The 19,639-nt window shown below is 69.0% G+C and carries 20 protein-coding genes and 1 rRNA gene; 18 read left to right on the top strand and 3 right to left on the bottom strand.

What is annotated here, in order from left to right; genetic code table 11:
* Positions 1-180: 180 nt before the first annotated feature.
* The 6 genes from infC (at position 181) to pheT (ending at position 6,080) form a co-directional block, all read left to right on the top strand.
* Positions 181-837: a translation initiation factor IF-3 gene (gene infC, locus A37U_RS0140650; RefSeq protein WP_020502402.1), complete on the top strand. Its 657-nt coding sequence runs from the start codon at positions 181-183 to the stop codon at positions 835-837.
* A gap of 50 nt (positions 838-887) precedes the next feature.
* On the top strand, positions 888-1,082 hold the full coding sequence (rpmI, locus tag A37U_RS0140645; RefSeq protein ID WP_020502401.1) for a 50S ribosomal protein L35: 195 nt from the start codon (positions 888-890) through the stop codon (positions 1,080-1,082).
* A 59-nt stretch (positions 1,083-1,141) separates the two neighbouring features.
* The gene (gene rplT, locus A37U_RS0140640; RefSeq protein ID WP_020502400.1) at positions 1,142-1,522 is read left to right on the top strand and encodes a 50S ribosomal protein L20; all 381 of its coding nucleotides are present in this window, start codon (positions 1,142-1,144) and stop codon (positions 1,520-1,522) included.
* 3 nt (positions 1,523-1,525) lie between these two features.
* A complete protein-coding gene (locus A37U_RS0140635; RefSeq protein WP_205623136.1) occupies positions 1,526-2,371 on the top strand; it encodes a TrmH family RNA methyltransferase in 846 nt (281 codons plus the stop codon).
* Between the two features lie 161 nt (positions 2,372-2,532).
* Positions 2,533-3,600 (top strand): phenylalanine--tRNA ligase subunit alpha, encoded by a 1,068-nt coding sequence (gene pheS / locus A37U_RS0140630; protein WP_020502398.1) that lies wholly within the window; start codon positions 2,533-2,535, stop codon positions 3,598-3,600.
* A 2-nt stretch (positions 3,601-3,602) separates the two neighbouring features.
* Positions 3,603-6,080: a phenylalanine--tRNA ligase subunit beta gene (gene pheT, locus A37U_RS0140625; RefSeq protein WP_026198148.1), complete on the top strand. Its 2,478-nt coding sequence runs from the start codon at positions 3,603-3,605 to the stop codon at positions 6,078-6,080.
* 64 nt (positions 6,081-6,144) lie between these two features.
* On the opposite strand, the gene A37U_RS47800 is transcribed toward pheT, so the two are convergent.
* The 3 genes from A37U_RS47800 to A37U_RS0140610 form a co-directional block, all read right to left on the bottom strand.
* Entirely contained in the window at positions 6,145-7,347 is a 1,203-nt protein-coding gene (locus A37U_RS47800; protein ID WP_020502396.1) for an acyltransferase, read from the bottom strand.
* Positions 7,348-7,537: 190 nt separating this feature from the next.
* Entirely contained in the window at positions 7,538-7,915 is a 378-nt protein-coding gene (locus tag A37U_RS47795) for a nitroreductase family deazaflavin-dependent oxidoreductase (RefSeq protein ID WP_020502395.1), read from the bottom strand.
* Positions 7,916-7,925: 10 nt separating this feature from the next.
* A complete protein-coding gene (locus A37U_RS0140610) occupies positions 7,926-8,495 on the bottom strand; it encodes a TetR/AcrR family transcriptional regulator (RefSeq protein WP_026198147.1) in 570 nt (189 codons plus the stop codon).
* A 101-nt stretch (positions 8,496-8,596) separates the two neighbouring features.
* Here A37U_RS0140610 and A37U_RS0140605 point away from each other — a divergent pair, with 101 nt between their 5' ends.
* The 12 genes from A37U_RS0140605 to A37U_RS0140550 form a co-directional block, all read left to right on the top strand.
* Positions 8,597-9,430 carry a putative RNA methyltransferase gene (locus tag A37U_RS0140605; protein ID WP_020502393.1) on the top strand — a complete coding sequence of 278 codons (834 nt, stop codon included), beginning with the start codon at positions 8,597-8,599 and terminating at the stop codon, positions 9,428-9,430.
* Positions 9,431-9,452: 22 nt separating this feature from the next.
* Positions 9,453-10,481 (top strand): N-acetyl-gamma-glutamyl-phosphate reductase, encoded by a 1,029-nt coding sequence (gene argC, locus A37U_RS0140600; protein WP_026198146.1) that lies wholly within the window; start codon positions 9,453-9,455, stop codon positions 10,479-10,481.
* Between the two features lie 58 nt (positions 10,482-10,539).
* Positions 10,540-11,700: a bifunctional glutamate N-acetyltransferase/amino-acid acetyltransferase ArgJ gene (gene argJ / locus A37U_RS0140595; RefSeq protein ID WP_020502391.1), complete on the top strand. Its 1,161-nt coding sequence runs from the start codon at positions 10,540-10,542 to the stop codon at positions 11,698-11,700.
* A gap of 20 nt (positions 11,701-11,720) precedes the next feature.
* Positions 11,721-12,632 carry an acetylglutamate kinase gene (gene argB, locus A37U_RS0140590; RefSeq protein ID WP_240437832.1) on the top strand — a complete coding sequence of 304 codons (912 nt, stop codon included), beginning with the start codon at positions 11,721-11,723 and terminating at the stop codon, positions 12,630-12,632.
* Positions 12,613-13,806 (top strand): acetylornithine transaminase, encoded by a 1,194-nt coding sequence (locus tag A37U_RS0140585; protein ID WP_026198145.1) that lies wholly within the window; start codon positions 12,613-12,615, stop codon positions 13,804-13,806. Before argB ends, A37U_RS0140585 begins: the two co-directional genes overlap by 20 nt.
* A gap of 1 nt (position 13,807) precedes the next feature.
* Positions 13,808-14,728 (top strand): ornithine carbamoyltransferase, encoded by a 921-nt coding sequence (argF, locus tag A37U_RS0140580; RefSeq protein WP_020502388.1) that lies wholly within the window; start codon positions 13,808-13,810, stop codon positions 14,726-14,728.
* Positions 14,729-14,906: 178 nt separating this feature from the next.
* Complete coding sequence (locus A37U_RS0140575; protein WP_020502387.1) at positions 14,907-15,413, top strand: arginine repressor; 507 nt, start codon at positions 14,907-14,909, stop codon at positions 15,411-15,413.
* A complete protein-coding gene (locus A37U_RS0140570) occupies positions 15,410-16,609 on the top strand; it encodes an argininosuccinate synthase (protein ID WP_020502386.1) in 1,200 nt (399 codons plus the stop codon). Before A37U_RS0140575 ends, A37U_RS0140570 begins: the two co-directional genes overlap by 4 nt.
* Positions 16,609-18,030 (top strand): argininosuccinate lyase, encoded by a 1,422-nt coding sequence (gene argH / locus A37U_RS0140565; RefSeq protein WP_020502385.1) that lies wholly within the window; start codon positions 16,609-16,611, stop codon positions 18,028-18,030. Before A37U_RS0140570 ends, argH begins: the two co-directional genes overlap by 1 nt.
* A complete protein-coding gene (locus tag A37U_RS0140560; protein ID WP_026198144.1) occupies positions 18,027-18,497 on the top strand; it encodes a GNAT family N-acetyltransferase in 471 nt (156 codons plus the stop codon). The genes argH and A37U_RS0140560 overlap by 4 nt, the downstream gene beginning before the upstream one ends.
* Positions 18,498-18,515: 18 nt before the next feature.
* Positions 18,516-19,115: a DNA-3-methyladenine glycosylase gene (locus A37U_RS0140555; RefSeq protein ID WP_020502383.1), complete on the top strand. Its 600-nt coding sequence runs from the start codon at positions 18,516-18,518 to the stop codon at positions 19,113-19,115.
* Between the two features lie 428 nt (positions 19,116-19,543).
* Positions 19,544-19,639, top strand: a 16S ribosomal RNA gene (locus A37U_RS0140550); the annotation flags it as partial.

Here is a 19,639-nt window from a genome sequence, read left to right as displayed (position 1 = left end):
GATAGGCTGTCATGCGCGACCGGCCCCCGAGCGTTCGGGGGTGGCAAGTGGAGCCCCGCTCCCACCCGAGTCGCCCGCTCAGAACGGGTGTCCGGGTCCGGTCCCGCCGGATGCGTCCGGCGGTGAAGCCTGGCATGACCAGGTGACCGGTCGGAGACGTGGGCCCCGTATGCGTACCGCATGCGGGGCTTTCGGTTTGCTGGGGTTCCACGTGCAGCTCCCGGGCGCGCACGACAGCAACGAAACCAGCTTTACCGAGGAGGCCCCATCAGCTCCGAGTCGCGCATCAATGAGCGCATCCGCGTTCCCGAGGTCCGTCTCGTCGGACCGAACGGTGAGCAGGTCGGCATCGTCCGCATCGAGGACGCACTCCGGCTCGCCGGCGAAGCGGACCTCGATCTCGTCGAGGTCGCCCCGCAGGCCCGCCCACCGGTCTGCAAGCTCATGGACTACGGGAAGTTCAAGTACGAGAGCGCGCAGAAGGCTCGCGAGTCACGCCGCAACCAGCAGCAGACCGTCATCAAGGAGCAGAAGCTCCGGCCGAAGATCGACCCGCACGACTACGAGACGAAAAAGGGCCACGTGGTCCGCTTCCTCGCGCAGGGGCACAAGGTCAAGGTGACGATCATGTTCCGCGGCCGCGAGCAGTCTCGTCCCGAGCTGGGGTTCCGTTTGCTCCAGCGGCTTTCCGACGACGTGATCGAGTACGGCACCGTCGAATCGGCGCCGAAACAGGACGGCCGCAACATGATCATGGTGCTCGCGCCGACCAAGAACCCGAAGCAGCGGCCCAAGGCGCAGGCCACGACCGATCAGGCGACGACCGAGACCGAGTGACTGGTCTGCCCAGCAACGGTCCAGCCGAAAAGTAGAACAAGGGAATCACCATGCCGAAGATGAAGACCCACAAGGGAACGGCCAAGCGCGTCCGGGTGACCGGGAGTGGCAAGCTGCGCCGGGAGCGCGCGGGACGCCGCCACCTGCTCGAGCACAAGTCGAGCAAGCTGACCCGCAAGCTCGAGGGCACCGCCGAGGTCGCCAAGCCCGATGTGAAGCGGATGAAGAAACTGCTCGGCCGCTGACGCGGTCGCCGGGCACCAAGCACTGACCATTTCCCCGATCAGATCGACAGGACTTTCACGTGGCACGCGTCAAGAGGGCGGTCAACGCCAAGAAGAAGCGCAGGACGACGCTCGAGCAGGCGAGCGGCTACCGCGGCCAGCGCTCCCGGCTCTACCGCAAGGCGAAGGAGCAAGGCCTCCACTCGCTGAACTACGCCTACCGGGACCGCCGCGCCCGCAAGGGTGACTTCCGCAAGCTGTGGATCACCCGTATCAACGCGGCCGCGCGGCAGAACGGCATCACCTACAACCGCCTGATCCAGGGCCTCAAGGCCGCGGGCGTCGAGGTGGACCGCAAGAACCTCGCCGAGCTCGCCGTGCACGACGCCGGCGCGTTCACCGCGCTGGTCGAGGTGGCCCGCGCCCACGCCGACGCGCAGTCGGTTCCTGGCAAGGACTGAGGGATCAGCGACACAGGCGACACACAGCGACCCGGGGCAGGTTCTTCGGTATTCACCGAACGAACGCCCCGGGTCGTTGCCGCGCGGAGGCTGATCCGCCGCGCGGAACGCACCAAGACCGGGCGCTTCCTCGCCGAGGGAGCGAACGCGGCCGGTGCCGCATTGGAGAACGCCCCGGTGGTGCACGAGCTGTTCGCCACCGAGCAGGCGGGGAATCGCCATCGGGAGCTCACCGAGCGTGCCCGCGGCCGCGGTGTCCCGGTATCCACGATCACCGAGAAGGCCGCGGCCGGGCTGTCCGAGACGGTCACCCCGCAGGGGATCCTCGCGGTGTGCGGGCTCGTGGATGTGCCCGTGGAAACCGCGCTGGCCGGGACCCCGCGCCTGGTCGCGGTGCTGGCCGGGATCACCGATCCGGGCAATGCGGGAACCGTGCTGCGTACCGCCGATGCCGCGGGCGCGGACGCGGTGCTGTTCGCCGGGCAGACCGTGGACCCGCACAACGGCAAGTGCGTGCGCGCCTCGGCGGGCAGCCTGTTCCACGTGCCGGTGGCCAGGGAGCCCGAGCTGGGCTCCGCGCTGCGGGCCTGCCGCGATGCCGGGCTGCGGGTGTTCGGCACCAGCGGAACCGCGCACCGGTTCGCCTATCCGGGTGCCGAGTGGCTCGCCGGTCCGACCGCGTGGGTGTTCGGCAGCGAGGCACACGGGTTGAGCGAGGCAACCGGGGTTGACGAGTTCCTCGCGCTGCCCGTCTACGGCCGCGCGGAGAGCCTGAACCTGGCCGCGGCGGCCTCGATTTGCCTGTATACATCGGCATTCACCGATAAACCCGAGAACCGCCATGCATAGGGTCAACCGCGGTGGATACGATCACTGTGCCGGTAAATACCAAACCGACCTCCAGTAAGCCGACCCCCGCATGCCGAGGGAAGCTCGTCGATTCGAGCCGGCTTACTTCCGGTCTCATTGGTAAGAGGTTTTCGACCGACCACAGGAGCAGCCCGGAAGCGATGTCAGGCGCAAACGACTCGTACGATCCCAAGCAGGTAGCCGCGCTCAGCGCGGAGACCCTCGATGCCGCCGTCGAGGCGGCGACCGCCGCGTTCGCGCAGGCGGCCGACCTCGACGCGCTCGCGGGTGTGAAGCCTGCCCACCTCGGGGACGGCGCGCCCGTGCTCCTCGCGCGGCGCGAGATCGGAGCGCTGCCCCCGGCCGCCCGGTCCGAGGCGGGCAAGCGGGTCAACGCGGCGCGGGAACGCGTGCAGCAGGCCTACGAGCAGCGCCGTGACGCACTCGAGGCCGAGCGTGACTCCCAGGTGCTGCTCGAGGAGAAGGTCGATGTGACCCTGCCCTGGGACCGGATCCCGCGCGGGGCGCGGCATCCGATCACCACGATGACCGAGCGGGTGGCCGATGTGTTCCTCGGCATGGGCTACGAGGTCGCCGACGGCCCGCAGCTCGAGACCGAGTGGTTCAACTTCGACGCGCTGAATTTCCGCCCGGACCACCCCGCGCGGACCACGCGGGACACCTTCTACGTGGCTCCGGAGGACTCCGGCCTGGTACTGCGCACCGAGACCTCGCCGATGCAGATCCGGGGTCTGCTGAACCGGGAACTGCCGGTGTACCTGGTCTCCCCGGGGCGGGTGTACCGGACCGACACCCTCGATGCCACCCACACCCCGGTGTTCACCCAGGTCGAGGGCATCGCGGTGGACAAGGGCATCACCATGGCGCACCTGCGCGGCACCCTGGACGCGTTCGCGCGCGCCCTGTTCGGGCCGAAGGCGCGCACCCGGTTCCGCCCGCACTACTTCCCGTTCACCGAACCGTCCGCGGAGATGGACATCTGGTTCGAGGAACGCAAGGGCGGGCCCGGCTGGGTCGAGTGGGGCGGCTGCGGCATGGTCGACCCGAACGTGCTGCGCGCCTGCGGGGTCGATCCCGGGGTCTACTCCGGCTTCGCGTTCGGCATGGGCGTCGAGCGCGCCCTGATGTTCCGCAACGGCATCGAGGACATGCGGGACATGGTCGAAGGCGACATCCGGTTCACCCTTCCCTTCGGAACGGAGGCATGAGCATGCGAGTCCCCGTTTCCTGGCTTGCCGAACACCTGGAACTCAACGAACACGTCAGCACCGATCAGTTCCCGGACGCGCTGGTGCGCATCGGCCACGAGGTCGAGGCCATCGACCGGGTCGGCGAGGTCTCCGGTCCGCTGCTGGTCGGCCGGGTCGCCGAGATCGAGGAACTGACGGAGTTCAAGAAGCCCATCCGGTACTGCACCGTGGATGTCTCCGACGACGGGGCGCAGAACCACATCATCTGCGGGGCGAGCAACTTCACCGAGGGCGACCTCGTCGTGGTGGCGCTGCCCGGTGCGGTGCTGCCCGGCGGGTTCGAGATCGGCGCGCGCAAGACCTACGGGCGGGTCTCCGAGGGGATGATCTGCTCCGCGCTCGAACTCGGGATCGGGGAGGACCACAACGGGATCCTGGTGCTGCCGACCGGTTTCGCCGAGGCGGGCACCGATGCGCGCGCCGCGCTGGGGATCCCGGACACGGTGGTGGACCTGGAGATCACCCCGGACCGCGGTTACGCACTCTCGGTGCGCGGGCTCGCCAGGGAACTGGCCTGCGCGCTCGATCTGCCCTTCGGGGACCCGGCCGGTCTGGAGATCGAGGAGACCGAGGAACAGCCCTGGGAGGTCAAGGTCGAGGACCCGGCCGGTTGCCCGCGCTTCGTGCTGCGCAGGATCACCGGGATCGACCCGACCGCGCCGACCCCGTGGTGGATGCAGCAGCGGCTGATGGCCGCGGGTATCCGCTCGATCTCGCTCGCCGTGGACGTCACCAACTACGTGATGCTCGAACTCGGCCAGCCGTTGCACGCCTATGACGCGACCCGGATGGACGGGCCGATCGTGGTGCGCCGCGCCAAGCAGGGGGAGCGGCTGACCACGCTCGACGAGGCGGACCGGGAACTCGATCCGGACGATGTCGTGGTCACCGACAACCGCGGGCCGATCGGGCTCGCCGGGGTCATGGGCGGGGGAACCACCGAGATCTCCGCGGGCACCACCGATATCCTGCTCGAGGCGGCGAACTGGGAACCGGCTTCCATTTCCCGTACTGCGCGCAGGCACAAGCTCCCGAGTGAGGCGGCGAAGCGGTTCGAGCGCGGTGTCGACCCCTTGCTTCCGCCCGCCGCCCTGGAACTGGCCGTGCGCCTGCTGCAGCGCCTCGGGGACGCCGAAGCCGCGCACGGGCGCACCGATGTGGGCGATCCGCTGCTGCCGAATCCGGTCACCATGGCGATTGATCTGCCCGACCGGGTCGCCGGGGTGCGGTACCCGCGCGGTGTCACGGTCACCAGGCTGACCAAGATCGGTTGCCGCATCGAGGTGTTCACCGCCGAGGACGGCACGCCCATGGTGCAGGCCACCCCGCCGAGCTGGCGCCCGGACCTGACCGAGCCCGCCGACCTCGTCGAGGAGGTGCTGCGGCTCGAGGGGTACGACACGATTCCCTCGGTGCTGCCGCCCGCGCCCGCGGGCCGCGGGCTCACCGGGGAACAGCGCAGGCTGCGTTCGATCGGACGGGCCCTGGCCGATGACGGATACGTCGAGGCGCGGCCGTTCCCGTTCCTGTCCCAGGAGAAGCTGGACGCGCTCGGGCTGGCCGAGGACGATCCGCGCACCCGCACCGTGCGGCTGCTCAACCCGCTCGACACCGAGGCGGGCCTGCTGGCCACCACGCTGCTTCCGGTGCTCGCGGACACCATGTCCCGCAACCTTTCCCGCGGTCTGCGCGATGTCGGCCTGTTCACCATCGCCCCGGTATTCATCGCCAAGACCGAACAGCCGCCGGTGCCGAGCGTCGGCGTCGAGCAGCGCCCGAGCGAGGAACAGCTGCGGGCACTCGACGCGGCCCTTCCCGAGCAGCCCGAGCACGTCGCGGTGCTGCTGACCGGGAACCGGCAGCGCGCGGGCTGGTGGGGCAAGGGCGAACCGGCGGGCTGGGCGGACGCGGTCGCCTCGGCGCACGGCGTCGCGGACGCGATCGGGATCTCGCTGACCGTACGGGCCGTCGAGCACGCGCCATGGCACCCCGGCCGGTGCGCGCAGCTGCGGCACGGTGAGACGGTCGTCGGTTACGCGGGCGAGCTGCACCCGAAGGTGCTCGAACGGCTCGGCCTGCCCAAGCGCACCTGCGCCATGGAACTCGAGCTGTCCGCGATTCCGGTGGCGGACAACAAGATCAACCCGGTGATCTCGGCGTACCCGCCGGTGCTGCTCGATGTCGCCGTGGTGCTGGACGAGACCGTCCCGGCCGCCGAGCTCGCCGCGACCCTGCGCGAGGGCGCGGGCGAACTGCTCGAGGATCTCGCCCTTTTCGATGTGTACACCGGCGAGCAGCTCGGGGAAGGCAAGCGCTCCCTGGCCTTCTCCCTGCGGTTCCGGGCCGCCGACCGCACCCTCGCCAGCGAGGAGGCGACCGCGGCCCGCGATGCCGCGGTGCAGCTCGCGGGGCAGCGGCACGGCGCCACCCTGCGCTGAGTACACCCGCACGAAAAACCGGCCCGCCCACGGAGGATTCAGTGGGCGGGCCGGTTTTTCGGGTCTATGCCGTGGGTTTCAGCCCGCCGAGGCTGCGCAGGGTGTTCCTGGCCTTCGCGCTGAGCAGCGGGGTCGAGGGGCGCCCGATGAGCTTCGTCGAGAACGGGGTGCGCCGCACCAGTTCCACGAGCAGCACCGAACCCGCCACTCCGAGCAGGTACACGATGGTCGTGGCACCCATGAACCCGAAGTTGCCGATGAGCTGGCCGAGGAGGTTGTCGTAGATCAGCGAGAGTACGAGCGGGTGAGCGAGGAAGATGCCGAACGCGCGCAGCGTGCCGCCCTGCAACACCTTGTCCGCCACACTGCCGGGCTGCCTGCGGTCGGCCCACCGGACCCCGATCGCATACACAGCGAGTACCGCGGGCACACACCAGATCATCAGGCTCGGCTGCAGCGGATTGCTCGCCGTGAACGGGTGCATGCCCTCGCCGATGTTGGCGTAGTAGTTGATCTGCACGGCGATGAGACCGGCGCCGGCGAAACCGAGCATCGCCCAGAAATGCTTGCGCGTCCACTCGGTGACCACCTCGAGGTGCATCGCGACCACGCCGCCGATCACGAAGTAGATCAGGTAGCTGGGCAGCACCGAGGTGACGACCTGCCAATGTTCGCCGAGGAACCCGTCGACCGGCGCGGGCTGGATCGAGAAGAACGAGTCGTAGGCGAACTGGAACGCGATCGCGATGCTCAGCGTCAGGACCGGCCAGCGGCGCATCGCCCGGAGCACGGCGAGGAAAAGCGGGAAGACGAGGTAGAACTGGATGGTCACCACGAGGAAGTACAGCTGGTACATCGCGCCGCCGGTGATCAGGTTCTGCAACAACGCGCGGGCGAAGTCGCCGAGCGTCGCATCCGGGGCGTTGATCGCGGTGTAGATCGCCGACCAGACGACGTACGGCACCGCAACCACGCCGATTCGCTTGCGCCAGAACGAGAACACGCCGGAGGGGCGATCCCGGTAGCCGTACACGAGCACCAGCGCGGTGAGGAAGAAGAACGCGCTGCGGGTGAAATGCATCGACATGGACACCGCGGCGACATCCGGATCGGCCATATCGTTCACGCCGTTGACCACGTGCGCGAGGATCACGAACGAGAACGCGAGTACGCGCACCATGTCGATCTGGTGCAGATGGCCGGACCGGGGACGTGATGGAACCTCGCGTGCGCCCGTCGGCGCGAGTGCTGTGGTCGGTGCGCTCACACCGGTAATCCTCGCCCACGAACCTTGGTGGAAATTAGGAAACGGCCCTCAGGCGGGCGGGCTCTTAAACAACTCTTGGGTCTGAGCGCGGTTTAGGCTCTCACCGGGCAGAAAGCGACGACGGGACATTCGGCGAGCAGCCGCTGCCTTGCCGCTTCGCTTCCGTCGTAACGCCAGCCGATCACCCAGCTCAGTCCGCGCCGCACGATGGGGCGAACAGCCGGTTGCGGTACTCGTAGCCGTTCAGGATCCCGGCCGCCTTCCCCGGATCGACCGGGTGCGCCCGCACCTCGAGCCGGGCCGCGCCGAGCTCGATCCGCGCGGGGGCGGCGAGAACATTGCGGTACCAGTCGGTTTTCGGGCCCAGCCCGGCGAGCACGTAGATCTCCCCGGCCCGCCGGTCGGTGCCGATCACCTCGAGCATGATCCGGTACTCGCGCCCGGACCGGCGACCGGTGTGGTCCAGCCGCAGGAACCGTTGTCCGAGCAGCCAGCCGAACCGGTGGTCGTAGAGCGAGCCCAGTACCTGGAGCAGGCGCATCAACCGGGGTGGCCGGGTCTTGGTCATCGGATCCTCCTCAGCCGTCCTGCGGAACCAATCGCGCGAGTACCTCGTCGATCGTCGCGCTGTCCAGGTCCGTGTCCAGGCCCCGGTGCAGGACCAGTCCGTCGAGCGCGGCGGCCAGGACCGCGGCGGTCGGTTCCGGTGCGGGGATCGCGTGCTCGCCGAGCCAGTGCCCGAGCCGGGCCCGGAACTCGGCGAGGGCTTCGGCGATCCCGGCGCGCAGCTGTTCGTCCCTGCTCGCCGCGAGGTAGGTCTCGATCGCGAGCAGCGAGACCGGATCGGTCCCGGAGTAGGCGCGGATCGCGGCGAGCAGTTCCCCGATCGCCCCGGCGGCGGTTGCCGCGCCGGCGAGCACCGTGTCCAGTTCCCCGACGAGCCGGGCGATCAGGCCGAGCGCGGCTTCCCGCAGCACAGCCTGGATCGAGGGGTAGTGGTAGTGCACCACGCTGCTGCTCACCCCGGCCCGCTCGGCGAGTGCCCGGGTGCTCACCGCCGACCAGCCGCGCTCGGGAATGAGTTCGGCCGCGGCGGCCAGCAGTCGCGCCCGCACTTCCTGGCCACGGGCCGCTGCCGGTGAGCTCAATCTACTGTCCAATCGACCTGTGCGATCGTCCTGTACGAACGACCTGAGCGTAGACCGCGCGGTGACCGGACGCAACCGCGGTGCGGGATAAGGTGTCCGCGATGAGCAGGCTCTCGCTCGTCGAGCGGTGGCTGCGCTGCCCGGTGTGCTCCGGGGCGATCACCGTCGGCGATTCCGTGCGCTGCGCCGAGGGGCACAGCTTCGATATCGCGCGCCAGGGGTACGTGAACCTGCGCGCGGGGGCGGCGAAACCACCGCGCAATGCCGATACCGCCGAGATGGTCGCCGCGCGGGCCCGGTTCCTCGGCGCGGGCCATTATGCGCCGCTGCAGCACCGGCTCGCCGGGCTCGCGGGTACTGCCGGACTGGTGCTCGACGCCGGTTCCGGATCGGGGGAGTACCTGTCCGCGGTGCTCGACGGTGCCCCGGACGCGCGCGGTCTCGCGCTCGATCTGTCCGCGCCCGCGATCCGCCGCGCCGCCAAGGCCCACCCACGGGCCGCTGCGGTGGTCGCCGATCTGCGCGGTCGCCTGCCGCTCGCCGATGGCGCGGCCACGGTGCTGCTCAACGTGTTCAGCCCGCGGCATGCCGAGGAGTACCGCAGGGTGCTCGCCGCGGACGGGTTGTTGCTCGCGGTCACGCCCGGTCCCGGTCACCTCGGGGAACTCGTGCAGCGGCTCGGCCTGATCACGGTCGCCCCGGACAAACCCGAGCGGCTGCGGCGCGCGCTCGGCACGGCGTTCACCGAGACCGCGCGGGAGCGGCTGCGTATCGAGCTCACCCTGGACCACGCGGCGGTCGCCGACTTGGTGCTGATGGGGCCGAGCGCGCACCATGTGGACCCGGAACGATTGCGTGCCGACATCGCCGCGCTGCCCGAGCCGGTCGGGGTGACTGCTTCGTTCGTGGTGACCAGCGCCACTCGACTTGGGTGAAGTTGCATCATAGTGCATAATCATTCATATGAAGGTCGCCGTAGCCGGTGCGAGCGGATACGCGGGAGCCGAGCTCCTGCGGCTGCTGCTCGCCCATCCCGAAGCCGAGATCGGAACGCTGTCCGCGGGAGCGAACGCGGGCCGACGATTCGGTGAGCTCGTGCCCGGCCTGTCCCCGCTTGCCGACCAGGTGGTCGCCGAGACCACCGCGGACACGCTCGCCGGGCACGATGTGGTGTTCCTCGCCCTGCCGCACGGCAGCTCCGCCGAGCTCGCCGCGCAGCTCGGCCAGGACACCGTGGTGATCGATTGCGGGGCGGACCATCGCCTGGAGTCGGCCGGGCACTGGGCGCGCTGGTACGGCGGGGAGTACGCGGGTTCCTGGCCCTACGGCCTGCCCGAGCTGCCCGGCGGGCGGGACCGGTTGCGCGGCGCGAAGCGGATCGCGGTGCCCGGCTGCTATCCCACGGTGTCCTCACTCGCGCTGGCCCCCGCGCTCGCCGCCGGGCTCGTCGAGCCCTCGGTGAACGTGGTCGCGGTCAGCGGGACCTCCGGGGCGGGCAAGGCGCTCAAGCCGCATCTGCTCGGTTCCGAGGTCATGGGCTCGGCGAGTGCCTACGGGGTCGGTGGGGCCCACCGGCACACCCCGGAACTGATCCAGAACCTGTCGGCGGCGGCCGGGGGAGCGGTCCGGGTCTCGTTCACCCCGGTCCTGGCCCCGATGCCGCGCGGAATCCTGGCGACCTGCACCGCCCCGCTCGCCCGTGAGCTGTCCACAGTGGACGCTCGCGCGGTCTACGAACGGGCCTACGGCGCCGAGCCGTTCGTGACCGTGCTCCCCGAAGGGCTCTGGCCCGCGACGAAGAGCACCCTCGGCGCGAATCTGGTGCAGTTGCAGGTCACCGTGGACACCGAGGCGGGCGTGCTCGTGGTGGTCGGCGCGGAGGACAACCTCACCAAGGGCACCGCCGGTGGTGCCGTGCAATGCATGAATCTCGCACTCGGGCTCGAGGAGACGCTCGGGCTGCCGACGACGGGAGTGACACCATGAGCGAATCGCCGACACAGCGCCGCCGCGAAGCACCGAGCTCCCGCAGGGAGGGAGTGCGATGAGCGTGACGGCGCCGAAGGGCTTCCGGGCGGCCGGGATCGCCGCCGGGATCAAGAAATCCGGTGCACGCGATCTGGCGCTCGTCGTCAACGAGGGGCCCACATTCGTGGCGGCCGGCACCTTCACCACGAACAAGGTCAAGGCAGCCCCGGTGTTGTGGTCACAGCAGGTGCTCGCCGAACACAAACTGCGTGCGGTGCTGCTCAATTCCGGCTGCGCGAACGCCTGTACCGGGCCGCGTGGTTTCCAGGACACCCATGCCAGCGCGGAAAAACTCGCCGGACTGCTCGGGGTCGGCGCCATCGAGATCGCGGTGTGCTCGACCGGGCTGATCGGAGAGCCGCTGCCGATGTCCGCGGTCGAGGCGGGCATCGATACGGCGACCGCGGCGCTGGACGGCGGGACCGAAGCGGGCACCGCGGCCGCCGATGCGGTGCTGACCACGGACACTGTCGAGAAGCAGGCGCACACCACGCACGAGGCCGGCTGGTCGGTCGGTGGGTTCGCCAAGGGCGCCGGGATGTGCGCGCCGAACATGGCCACGATGCTGTCCGTGCTCACCACGGACGCGGTGCTCGACGCGGAGCTCGCCGACCGGGTGCTCCGCGATGTGGTGGCCAGGACTTACAACATCCTCGACGTGGACGGCGGGACCTCGACCAACGACACGGTGCTGCTGCTGGCCTCCGGTGCCTCCGGGGTGCGCCCGGCCCCGGAGGAGTTCCGCTCCGGGCTGTACACGGTGTGCGCCGATCTGGTCGGGCAGCTGCAGGCCGACGCGGAGGGGGTGACCAAACGGGTCACCATCACCGTGCGCGGCGCGGTCAGCCCGGCGGACGCGGAGACCGTGGCCCGCACCGTGGCAGAAGACGCGCTGGTGTCCACCGCGATGTTCGGATCGGACCCGAACTGGGGGAGGGTGGCCATGGCGGTGGGCCGGTCGGCGGCGGAGGTCGATCCGGACCGGCTGGACATCACCATCGGCGGGGTGACGCTGTGCCGGGACGGGCTCGCCGCGGGGAACCGGGAGGATGCGGACCTTTCCGGTGCGGAGATCGCCGTCGAGATCGGGCTGAACCTCGGCGCGCACACCGCGAGCGTGCTCACCACCGATCTCTCGCACGATTACGTCGAAGAGAACAGCGCGTACTCCTCATGAGCGACGGCATGAGCGGCGGCATGGATCCACGGATCGAGACGGCCGCGGCGAAGGCGGAGATCCTGATCGAGGCGCTGCCCTGGCTGCAGCGTTTCCATGGCACCACGGTGGTGCTCAAGTACGGCGGCAACGCCATGACCGACGAATCGCTCAAGCAGGCCTTCGCCGACGATATGGTGTTCCTGCGCCTTGCCGGGCTGCACCCGGTCGTGGTGCACGGCGGCGGCCCGCAGATCTCGACGATGCTCGAACGGCTCGGCGTCGAGGGCGAGTTCCGCGGTGGGCTGCGGGTGACCACTCCGGAGACCATGGACATCGTGCGCATGGTGCTCGTCGGACAGGTCGGGCGGGAACTGGTCGGCCTGATCAACGCGCACGGTCCGTACGCGGTCGGTATGTCCGGGGAGGACGCCCGGCTGTTCACCGCGGCCCGCCGTCCGGCCATTGTGGACGGTGAGCAGGTGGATATCGGGCTGGTCGGGGACATCGACGAGGTCAATGCCGAGGCGATGCGCGACATCATCGACAGCGGAAGGATTCCCGTCGTGTCCACGGTCGCCCCGGACGCGGACGGCGTGGTGCACAACATCAACGCGGACACCGCGGCCGGCGCGCTGGCGATCGCGCTCGGGGCGGAGAAACTCGTGGTGCTCACCGATGTCGAGGGGCTCTACGCGGACTGGCCGAATCCGGCATCGTTGTACAGCCAGCTCGACGCGGACGAGCTCGAGCGGCTGCTTCCCGGGCTGGCCAGTGGAATGGTGCCGAAGATGGAGGCCTGCCTGCGCGCCGTGCAATCGGGCGTTCCGCGCGCGCACGTGATCGACGGCCGGATCGCGCATTCGGTGCTGCTCGAAGTGTTCACCAGCAAGGGAATCGGCACGATGGTCTACCCCGGAGAGGCGGTGTCCGATGGAGAGCGCAATGTCTAATCTGGACAATCAGGCGCGCTGGCGCGCGGTGATGATGGACAACTACGGCACGCCGGAGCTGACCATCAGCCGCGGGGAGGGAGCCACACTCTACGACGCGGACGGCGCCGCCTACACCGATCTGCTCTCCGGGATCGCGGTGAACGCGCTCGGGCACGCACATCCGGCCATCGTGGCCGCGGTGAGCGAGCAGATTGCGGCCTTCGGGCACACCTCGAACTTCTACGCGCACGAACCGGGGCTGCGCCTGGCCGAGCGGCTGCTCGATCTCGTCGGCGCGCAGGGCAAGGCGTTGTTCTGCAATTCGGGGGCGGAGGCGACCGAGGCCGCGCTGAAGATCACCCGGCTCACCGGGCGCGGCAAGATCGTGGCCTGCGAAGGCGCCTTCCACGGCCGGACCATGGGTGCCCTCTCGATCACCGGGCAGCCGGGCAAACGAGCTCCGTTCGAACCGCTCGTCCCCGGCGTGCAGCATGTGCCGTACGGCGATGTGGCCGCGCTCGAAGCCGCCGTGGACGCGGAGACCGCGGCCGTGTTCCTCGAACCGGTGCTCGGCGAGGCCGGAGTGCTTCCCGCGCCCGACGGTTATCTGCACGCGGCGCGGGAGATCACCCGCAGGGCCGGTGCGCTGCTGGTGATCGACGAGGTACAGACCGGGATCGGGCGCACCGGTTCCTGGTTCGCCTTCCAGCAGGCGGGAATCCTGCCCGATCTGATCACCCTCGCCAAGGGCCTCGGCGGTGGTCTGCCGTTCGGTGCCGTGCTCGGGATCGGCGCGGCGGGTGAGTTGTTCACCCCAGGAACACACGGCACGACCTTCGGCGGCAACCCGGTGTGCGCCGCGGCGGGCCTGGCCGTGCTGGACACCATCGCGGCCGAGGGCCTGTGTGAACACGCCGAGGTGCTCGGCAAGCACCTCGCGAGCGGGATCGAGGCGCTCGGACACGACCGGGTGCGCGGGGTGCGCGGACTCGGGCTGCTGCTCGGCATCGGGCTGACCGGACCGATCGCCAAGCAGGTCTCCGGTGCCGCCCAGCGGGCCGGTTACCTGGTCAACGCGGTCGCCCCGGACACCATCCGGCTCGCCCCGCCACTCGTGCTCAGCGAGGAGCAGGCGAACACCTTCGTTTCCGAACTACCGTCCATTGTGGACGCAGCAGGCGAGGAGTCCTGATATGCCGAAGCACTTCCTGCGCGATGACGACCTGACCCCGCAGACCCAGCGCGCCGTGCTCGATCTGGCGGACGAGCTCAAGGCCGAGCCGCTGAGCCGGAACATCTTGCACGGCAAGTCCGTCGCCGCCATCTTCGAGAAGAACTCCACGCGCACCAGGCTTTCCTTCGAGGTCGGCATCAAACAGCTCGGCGGGCATCCGGTCGTCGTGGACGGGCGCTCCATGCAGCTCGGCCGCGAGGAGACCATCGAGGACACGTCCCGCGTGCTGTCCCGGTACGTCGACGCCGTCGTGTGGCGGACCTTCGCGCAGAAGCGCATCGACGCCATGGCCTCGGCCTCCGGGATTCCGGTCATCAACGCGCTCACCGACGAATTCCACCCCTGTCAGCTGCTCGCCGACCTGCAGACCATCCGGGAACGGCTCGGCGGCCTCGCCGGGGTCACCGCCACCTACCTCGGCGACGGTGCCAACAACATGGCGCACTCCCTGCTGCTCGGCGGTACCACGGCTGGGATGCACGTGCGGGTCGTCGCCCCCGAGGGATTCCAGCCGCTGCAGGAGGTCGTGCTCGACGCCAAGAAGCGGGCGGGCGAGACCGAGGGCAGCGTCACCGTGTTCACCGACGCCGAGGACGCCGTGGCCGGTTCCGATGTCATCGTCACCGACACCTGGACCTCGATGGGGCAGGAGAACGACGGCAAAGACCGCGTCCAGCCCTTCCGGCGACTGCAGGTCAACGCCGAACTCATGGCACGGGCCAACTCCGGCGCGATCGTGCTGCACTGCCTGCCGGCCCATCGTGGCTGGGAGATCACCGACGAGGTGCTCGACGGTCCGGCCAGCGCCGTGTGGGACGAGGCCGAGAACCGCCTGCACGCCCAGAAAGCACTGCTCGTCTCCCTATTGGAGGCGCGATGAACCCATTCCCGACGGTGTTCCCGGGCCGTCCGTATGCTCGACCATCCACAGCGGTCACGGCCGTCCACAGATTTTCGCGAACGGTTTCTCCCAGGCCCGGTGCCGATATACTGGATGCGGGGTCGCCCCCCGGTGAGGGCGGGGGATGTGCGGGGGTCGTGAAAAGGCGTGGGCGATCATGACCACCGCAACCACCCGAGTCGCACGGCAGGCCAAGATCAGCGAACTCGTCGCCACCCACCAGCTCCGCAGCCAGAGCGAACTCGTCCGGCTCCTCGCCGAGAACGGCATCGAGGTCACCCAGGCCACGCTGTCCCGGGACCTCGACGAACTCGGCGCGGTCAAACTGCGCGCGGCGGACTCCGGCGCGGCCGTCTACGTCATCCCCGAGGACGGTTCCCCGGTGCGCGGGGTGCAGGGCGGGACCGGGCGACTGTCCCGGCTCCTCGGTGAACTGCTGACCTCGGCGGACGGGGCGGGCAATCTCGCGGTACTGCGCACTCCGCCCGGTGCGGCGCAGTTCCTGGCAAGCGCGATCGACCGGGCGACCCTCGCCGAGGTCGTCGGCACGATCGCCGGGGATGACACGATCATCGTCATCGCGCGCGAACCACTGACCGGCATGCAGCTCGCCGGGAAGTTCATGGCATTGGTGAGCAACACAGAGCAACAGGAGGAAGAATGACTGAGCGGGTAGTACTCGCCTACTCGGGCGGGCTGGACACATCGGTGGCGATCGGTTGGATCGCCGAGGAGACCGGGGCCGATGTGGTCGCCGTCGCCGTGGACCTCGGGCAGGGCGGCGAGGACCTGGAAACGGTGCGCAAGCGGGCACTCGACTGCGGCGCGGTCGCCGCGGAGGTCGCCGACGCGCGGGACGAATTCGCCGAGCAGTACTGCCTTCCGGCCGTGCACGCGAACGCGCTCTACATGGACCGGTATCCGCTGGTCTCCGCGCTGTCCCGGCCGCTGATCGTCAAACACCTCGCCGACGCCGCGAAGAAACACAACGCGAGCACCGTGGCGCACGGCTGCACCGGCAAGGGCAACGACCAGGTGCGCTTCGAGGTGGGGATCGGCGCACTCGCCCCCGACCTCAAGGTCATCGCGCCCGTCCGGGACTACGCGTGGACCCGGGAGAAGGCGATCGCCTGGGCCGAGGAACGCAAACTTCCCATCGACGTGAGCAAGAAATCCCCATTCTCCATCGACCAGAACGTGTTCGGCCGCGCCGTGGAGACCGGCTTCCTCGAGGACCTGTGGAACGCCCCGACCAAGGACGTCTACTCCTACACCGAGGATCCCACCCAGTGGAAGGCACCCGACGAAGCGGTGATCACCTTCGACAAGGGCACCCCCGTCGCCATCGACGGCCGCTCGGTCACCGTGCTCGAAGCGATCCAGGAACTCAACCGGCGCGCCGGCGCGCACGGCATCGGCCGACTCGACATGGTCGAGGACCGGCTGGTGGGCATCAAGTCCCGTGAGGTCTACGAGGCCCCCGGCGCGATCGCCCTGATCACCGCGCACCAGGAACTGGAGAACGTCACCGTCGAGCGGGACCTCGCCCGGTTCAAGCGGACCGTCGCCCAGCGCTGGGGTGAGCTGGTCTACGACGGCCTCTGGTTCTCCCCGCTCAAGGACTCCCTCGACACGTTCATCGGAGACACCCAGCGGTACGTGTCCGGGGACATCCGGATCTCCATGCACGGTGGCAGCGTCACCGTCACCGGACGCAGCTCCCATCAGTCGCTGTACGACTTCAACCTCGCCACCTACGACGAGGGCGACTCCTTCGACCAGTCGCTGGCCAAGGGCTTCGTGCAGCTGTGGGGCCTTCCCTCGAAGATCGCCGCCAAGCGCGAACAGGGGCAGGCCTGATGGCCGAGCAGGACAAGCCGACCGCGTTGTGGGGCGGCAGGTTCGCCGGCGGGCCTGCCGAACCGCTCGCGGAACTCTCCGTATCCACCCACTTCGACTGGCGGCTCGCGCCCTACGACATCGCCGGTTCGCAGGCGCACGCCCGGGTGCTGCACCGCTCCGGGCTGCTCAGCGAGGAGGAGCTCGACGGCATGCTCGCCGCGCTCGACCGGCTCGCCGAGGATGTGCGCAGCGGCGAATTCGTGCCGAGCCCGGGCGACGAGGACGTGCACACCGCGCTCGAACGCGGGCTGCTCGACCGCGCCGGCGGCGAACTCGGCGGCAAACTGCGCGCCGGCCGCTCCCGCAACGACCAGATCGCCACGCTGCTGCGGATGTGGTTGCGGGAATCCGCGGCGGAAATCGTCGGCGGCACCCTGGATGTGATCGAGGCGCTGCTCGAGCAGGCGAACCGGCACCCCGAGGCTCCGATGCCCGGCCGCACCCACCTGCAGCACGCCCAGCCGGTACTGCTCGCCCACCATCTCGGCGCGCACGTGCAGGCCCTGCTGCGGGACATCGAACGCGTCCGCGATTGGGACAAGCGGGCCGCGGTCAGCCCCTACGGCTCGGGCGCGCTCGCCGGTTCCTCTCTCGGGCTCGACCCGCAACTCGTCGCCGAGGAACTCGGCTTCGACAGCGCGGTGGAGAACTCGATCGACGGCACCGCCTCGCGGGATTTCGCCGTGGAATTCGCGTTCTGCCTCACCACGCTGGCGGTGGACCTCTCCAGGATCGCCGAAGAGGTGATCATCTGGAACACGGCCGAATTCGGCTACGTCACCCTCGACGACGCGTGGTCCACCGGATCGAGCATCATGCCGCAAAAAAAGAACCCGGACATCGCCGAACTGGCCCGTGGCAAGAGCGGGCGCATCATCGGGAACCTCACCGGACTGCTCGCCACCCTGAAGGCGCAACCGCTTGCGTACAACCGGGACCTGCAGGAGGACAAGGAACCGCTCGTGGACACGGTCGAGCAGCTCGGGCTGGTGCTCCCCGCGCTCGCCGGAATGCTCGGCACGCTCACCTTCCACACCGACCGGCTCGCGGCATTGGCCCCGCGCGGGTTCACCCTCGCCACCGACATCGCGGAATGGCTCGTCCGCCAAGGCATTCCGTTCCGTCAGGCGCACGAGGCCGCCGGGCAGTGCGTTCGGGTCGCGGAGCGGACGAACAAGGGACTCGAACACCTCAGCGATGCCGAACTCGCCGCCATCGACCCCGCGCTGACCCCCAAGGTGCGCGAGGTGCTCACCGTGCGTGGCTCGATCGAATCACGCGACGGCTACGGCGGAACCGCAAGTGCGCGGGTACGCGAACAGCTGCAGCGCGCCGCGGAGCGCGCGAACGGGCACCGTGAATGGGCAACTGCCCGGTGATCGAAATACACGAAGTGCGCAGGGCACAGCTCGGTGAACTCGCCGAGCTGTGCCGCGCACACGCGGAATACGACCGGCGATTCGAACCGGCGATCGACCCGCTGCCCGCCGATCTCGCCGAACGACTCGACCGGCTGCTGTTCACCGAGAAAAGCCTGCTCTGCCTCGTCGCCGAGGAAGACGGCGAACTACTCGGCTACGTCAGCGGATTCGCCGCACCGAGCACCTGGCGCGGCGACACCTACTACACGATGGACTGCCTCTACATCGCCGAAAGCAGGCGCGGCGCACGGCTGGGCCCCCGGCTCATGGACGCCATGCGCGCAGCGGCCGAATCCGCGCACGCGGGCCGGTTGCGCTGGCAGACCCCGCTGCACAACGGCCAGTCGAAGGGGTTCTACGCGCACTACGGAGCCGGAAACGGCCTCGGGCACGCCGACAAACGCACCTACGTTCTTCCGCTGTAGCTCTAACCTGGTGCTGTGATGTTCGAACGCGAAGAGCTCGCCATCGATCCCGTGGCCGCCGCCCGGATGCTGCTCGGCTCGGTACTGCGCACCGACCAGGTCGCCGTGCGCATCGTGGAGACCGAGGCCTACCGCGGCGCCGACGACCCCGCATCGCACTCCTACCGCGGCAAGACGAAACGCAACGCCGTGATGTGGGGACCGGCCGGGCATCTCTACGTGTACTTCACCTACGGCATGCACTTCTGCGCCAACGTGGTCACCATGACCGATGGCGAGGCGGGCGCGGTCCTGCTCCGCGCCGGCGAGGTCATCGAAGGCGAGGAACTGGCCCGCAAACGCCGGCCTGCGGCCAAACGCGACCGGGACCTCGCCAGCGGCCCCGCCAAACTCACCAGCGCACTCGGTCTCGACACCGAAGCGAACGGTGCCGACCTGCTCCGCACGAGCTCCCCGATCCGCCTCGAACACGGGGACGACGGCGAGGCGTTCACGATCGGCAGCGGCCCCAGAGTGGGCATCAGCGTCGCGCAAACCCTGCCCTGGCGGTTCTGGATCGAAGGAAAACCCCAGGTCAGCACCTTTCGTGCGGGCGGAAAGCGAAGCGGGCGCCGATAATTCGCGAGGCCTGGGTCACATCGGCCGCACATCGTCGGTGAGAGGATCGCCAGAAGCATGCGTCCTGCGCCGAAGAGAGGGGCGTTGACCTCGGTAAACGCCTGTCGGTGCGAAAAGGGACCCCCCTGTTTGTGGGGTGTTTGGTGTGGTGTAACTTTGTTTCTGTCAGCGCGGCACGGACCCGGTAAAGATGGGGCCGAGCGTTGGTGGAGAGTACAAGCCCCCGGTTTCTGGTTGTGGTCGGGTGTGCGTGTGTTCTTTGAGAACTCAACAGTGTGTCATGCTTTTTATGTTTTTTGGTGTGTTTTTACCCCCGTTAAACAGTGGAAAGCTTGTGGGCTCTGTGTTTTGGGGTCTGGTTTTCTGGTTGTTTGCGGTTTTTGAGTTTATATTTTTTTTGCTTGGATTTTTTTCCGACTTTTGGTTTGTTGTTGGAGAGTTTGATCCTGGCTCAGGACGAACGCTGGCGGCGTGCTTAACACATGCAAGTCGAACGCGACCTTCCTTTCGGGGTTGGTTGAGTG

It is taken from the genome of Sciscionella marina DSM 45152 (assembly GCF_000379465.1).
Taxonomy (GTDB): Bacteria; Actinomycetota; Actinomycetes; order Mycobacteriales; family Pseudonocardiaceae; genus Sciscionella; species Sciscionella marina.
The sequence above is the reverse complement of the archived record's forward strand: the minus strand, read 5'-3'. Positions and strand labels throughout refer to the sequence as shown.

Bases quoted from the DNA above. Each gene is read 5' to 3' on its own strand.
- argH (WP_020502385.1), top strand. From the start codon at position 16,609: ATGGCCGAGCAGGACAAGCCGACCGCGTTGTGGGGCGGCAGGTTCGCC.
- A37U_RS47795 (WP_020502395.1), bottom strand. From the start codon at position 7,915: ATGACCAAGACCCGGCCACCCCGGTTGATGCGCCTGCTCCAGGTACTG.
- A37U_RS0140570 (WP_020502386.1), top strand. From the start codon at position 15,410: ATGACTGAGCGGGTAGTACTCGCCTACTCGGGCGGGCTGGACACATCG.
- argF (WP_020502388.1), top strand. From the start codon at position 13,808: ATGCCGAAGCACTTCCTGCGCGATGACGACCTGACCCCGCAGACCCAG.
- A37U_RS0140605 (WP_020502393.1), top strand. From the start codon at position 8,597: ATGAGCAGGCTCTCGCTCGTCGAGCGGTGGCTGCGCTGCCCGGTGTGC.
- pheT (WP_026198148.1), top strand. From the start codon at position 3,603: ATGCGAGTCCCCGTTTCCTGGCTTGCCGAACACCTGGAACTCAACGAA.
- argB (WP_240437832.1), top strand. From the start codon at position 11,721: ATGGATCCACGGATCGAGACGGCCGCGGCGAAGGCGGAGATCCTGATC.
- infC (WP_020502402.1), top strand. From the start codon at position 181: ATGCGGGGCTTTCGGTTTGCTGGGGTTCCACGTGCAGCTCCCGGGCGC.
- argJ (WP_020502391.1), top strand. From the start codon at position 10,540: ATGAGCGTGACGGCGCCGAAGGGCTTCCGGGCGGCCGGGATCGCCGCC.
- pheS (WP_020502398.1), top strand. From the start codon at position 2,533: ATGTCAGGCGCAAACGACTCGTACGATCCCAAGCAGGTAGCCGCGCTC.
- A37U_RS0140555 (WP_020502383.1), top strand. From the start codon at position 18,516: ATGTTCGAACGCGAAGAGCTCGCCATCGATCCCGTGGCCGCCGCCCGG.
- A37U_RS0140585 (WP_026198145.1), top strand. From the start codon at position 12,613: ATGGAGAGCGCAATGTCTAATCTGGACAATCAGGCGCGCTGGCGCGCG.
- A37U_RS0140575 (WP_020502387.1), top strand. From the start codon at position 14,907: ATGACCACCGCAACCACCCGAGTCGCACGGCAGGCCAAGATCAGCGAA.
- rpmI (WP_020502401.1), top strand. From the start codon at position 888: ATGCCGAAGATGAAGACCCACAAGGGAACGGCCAAGCGCGTCCGGGTG.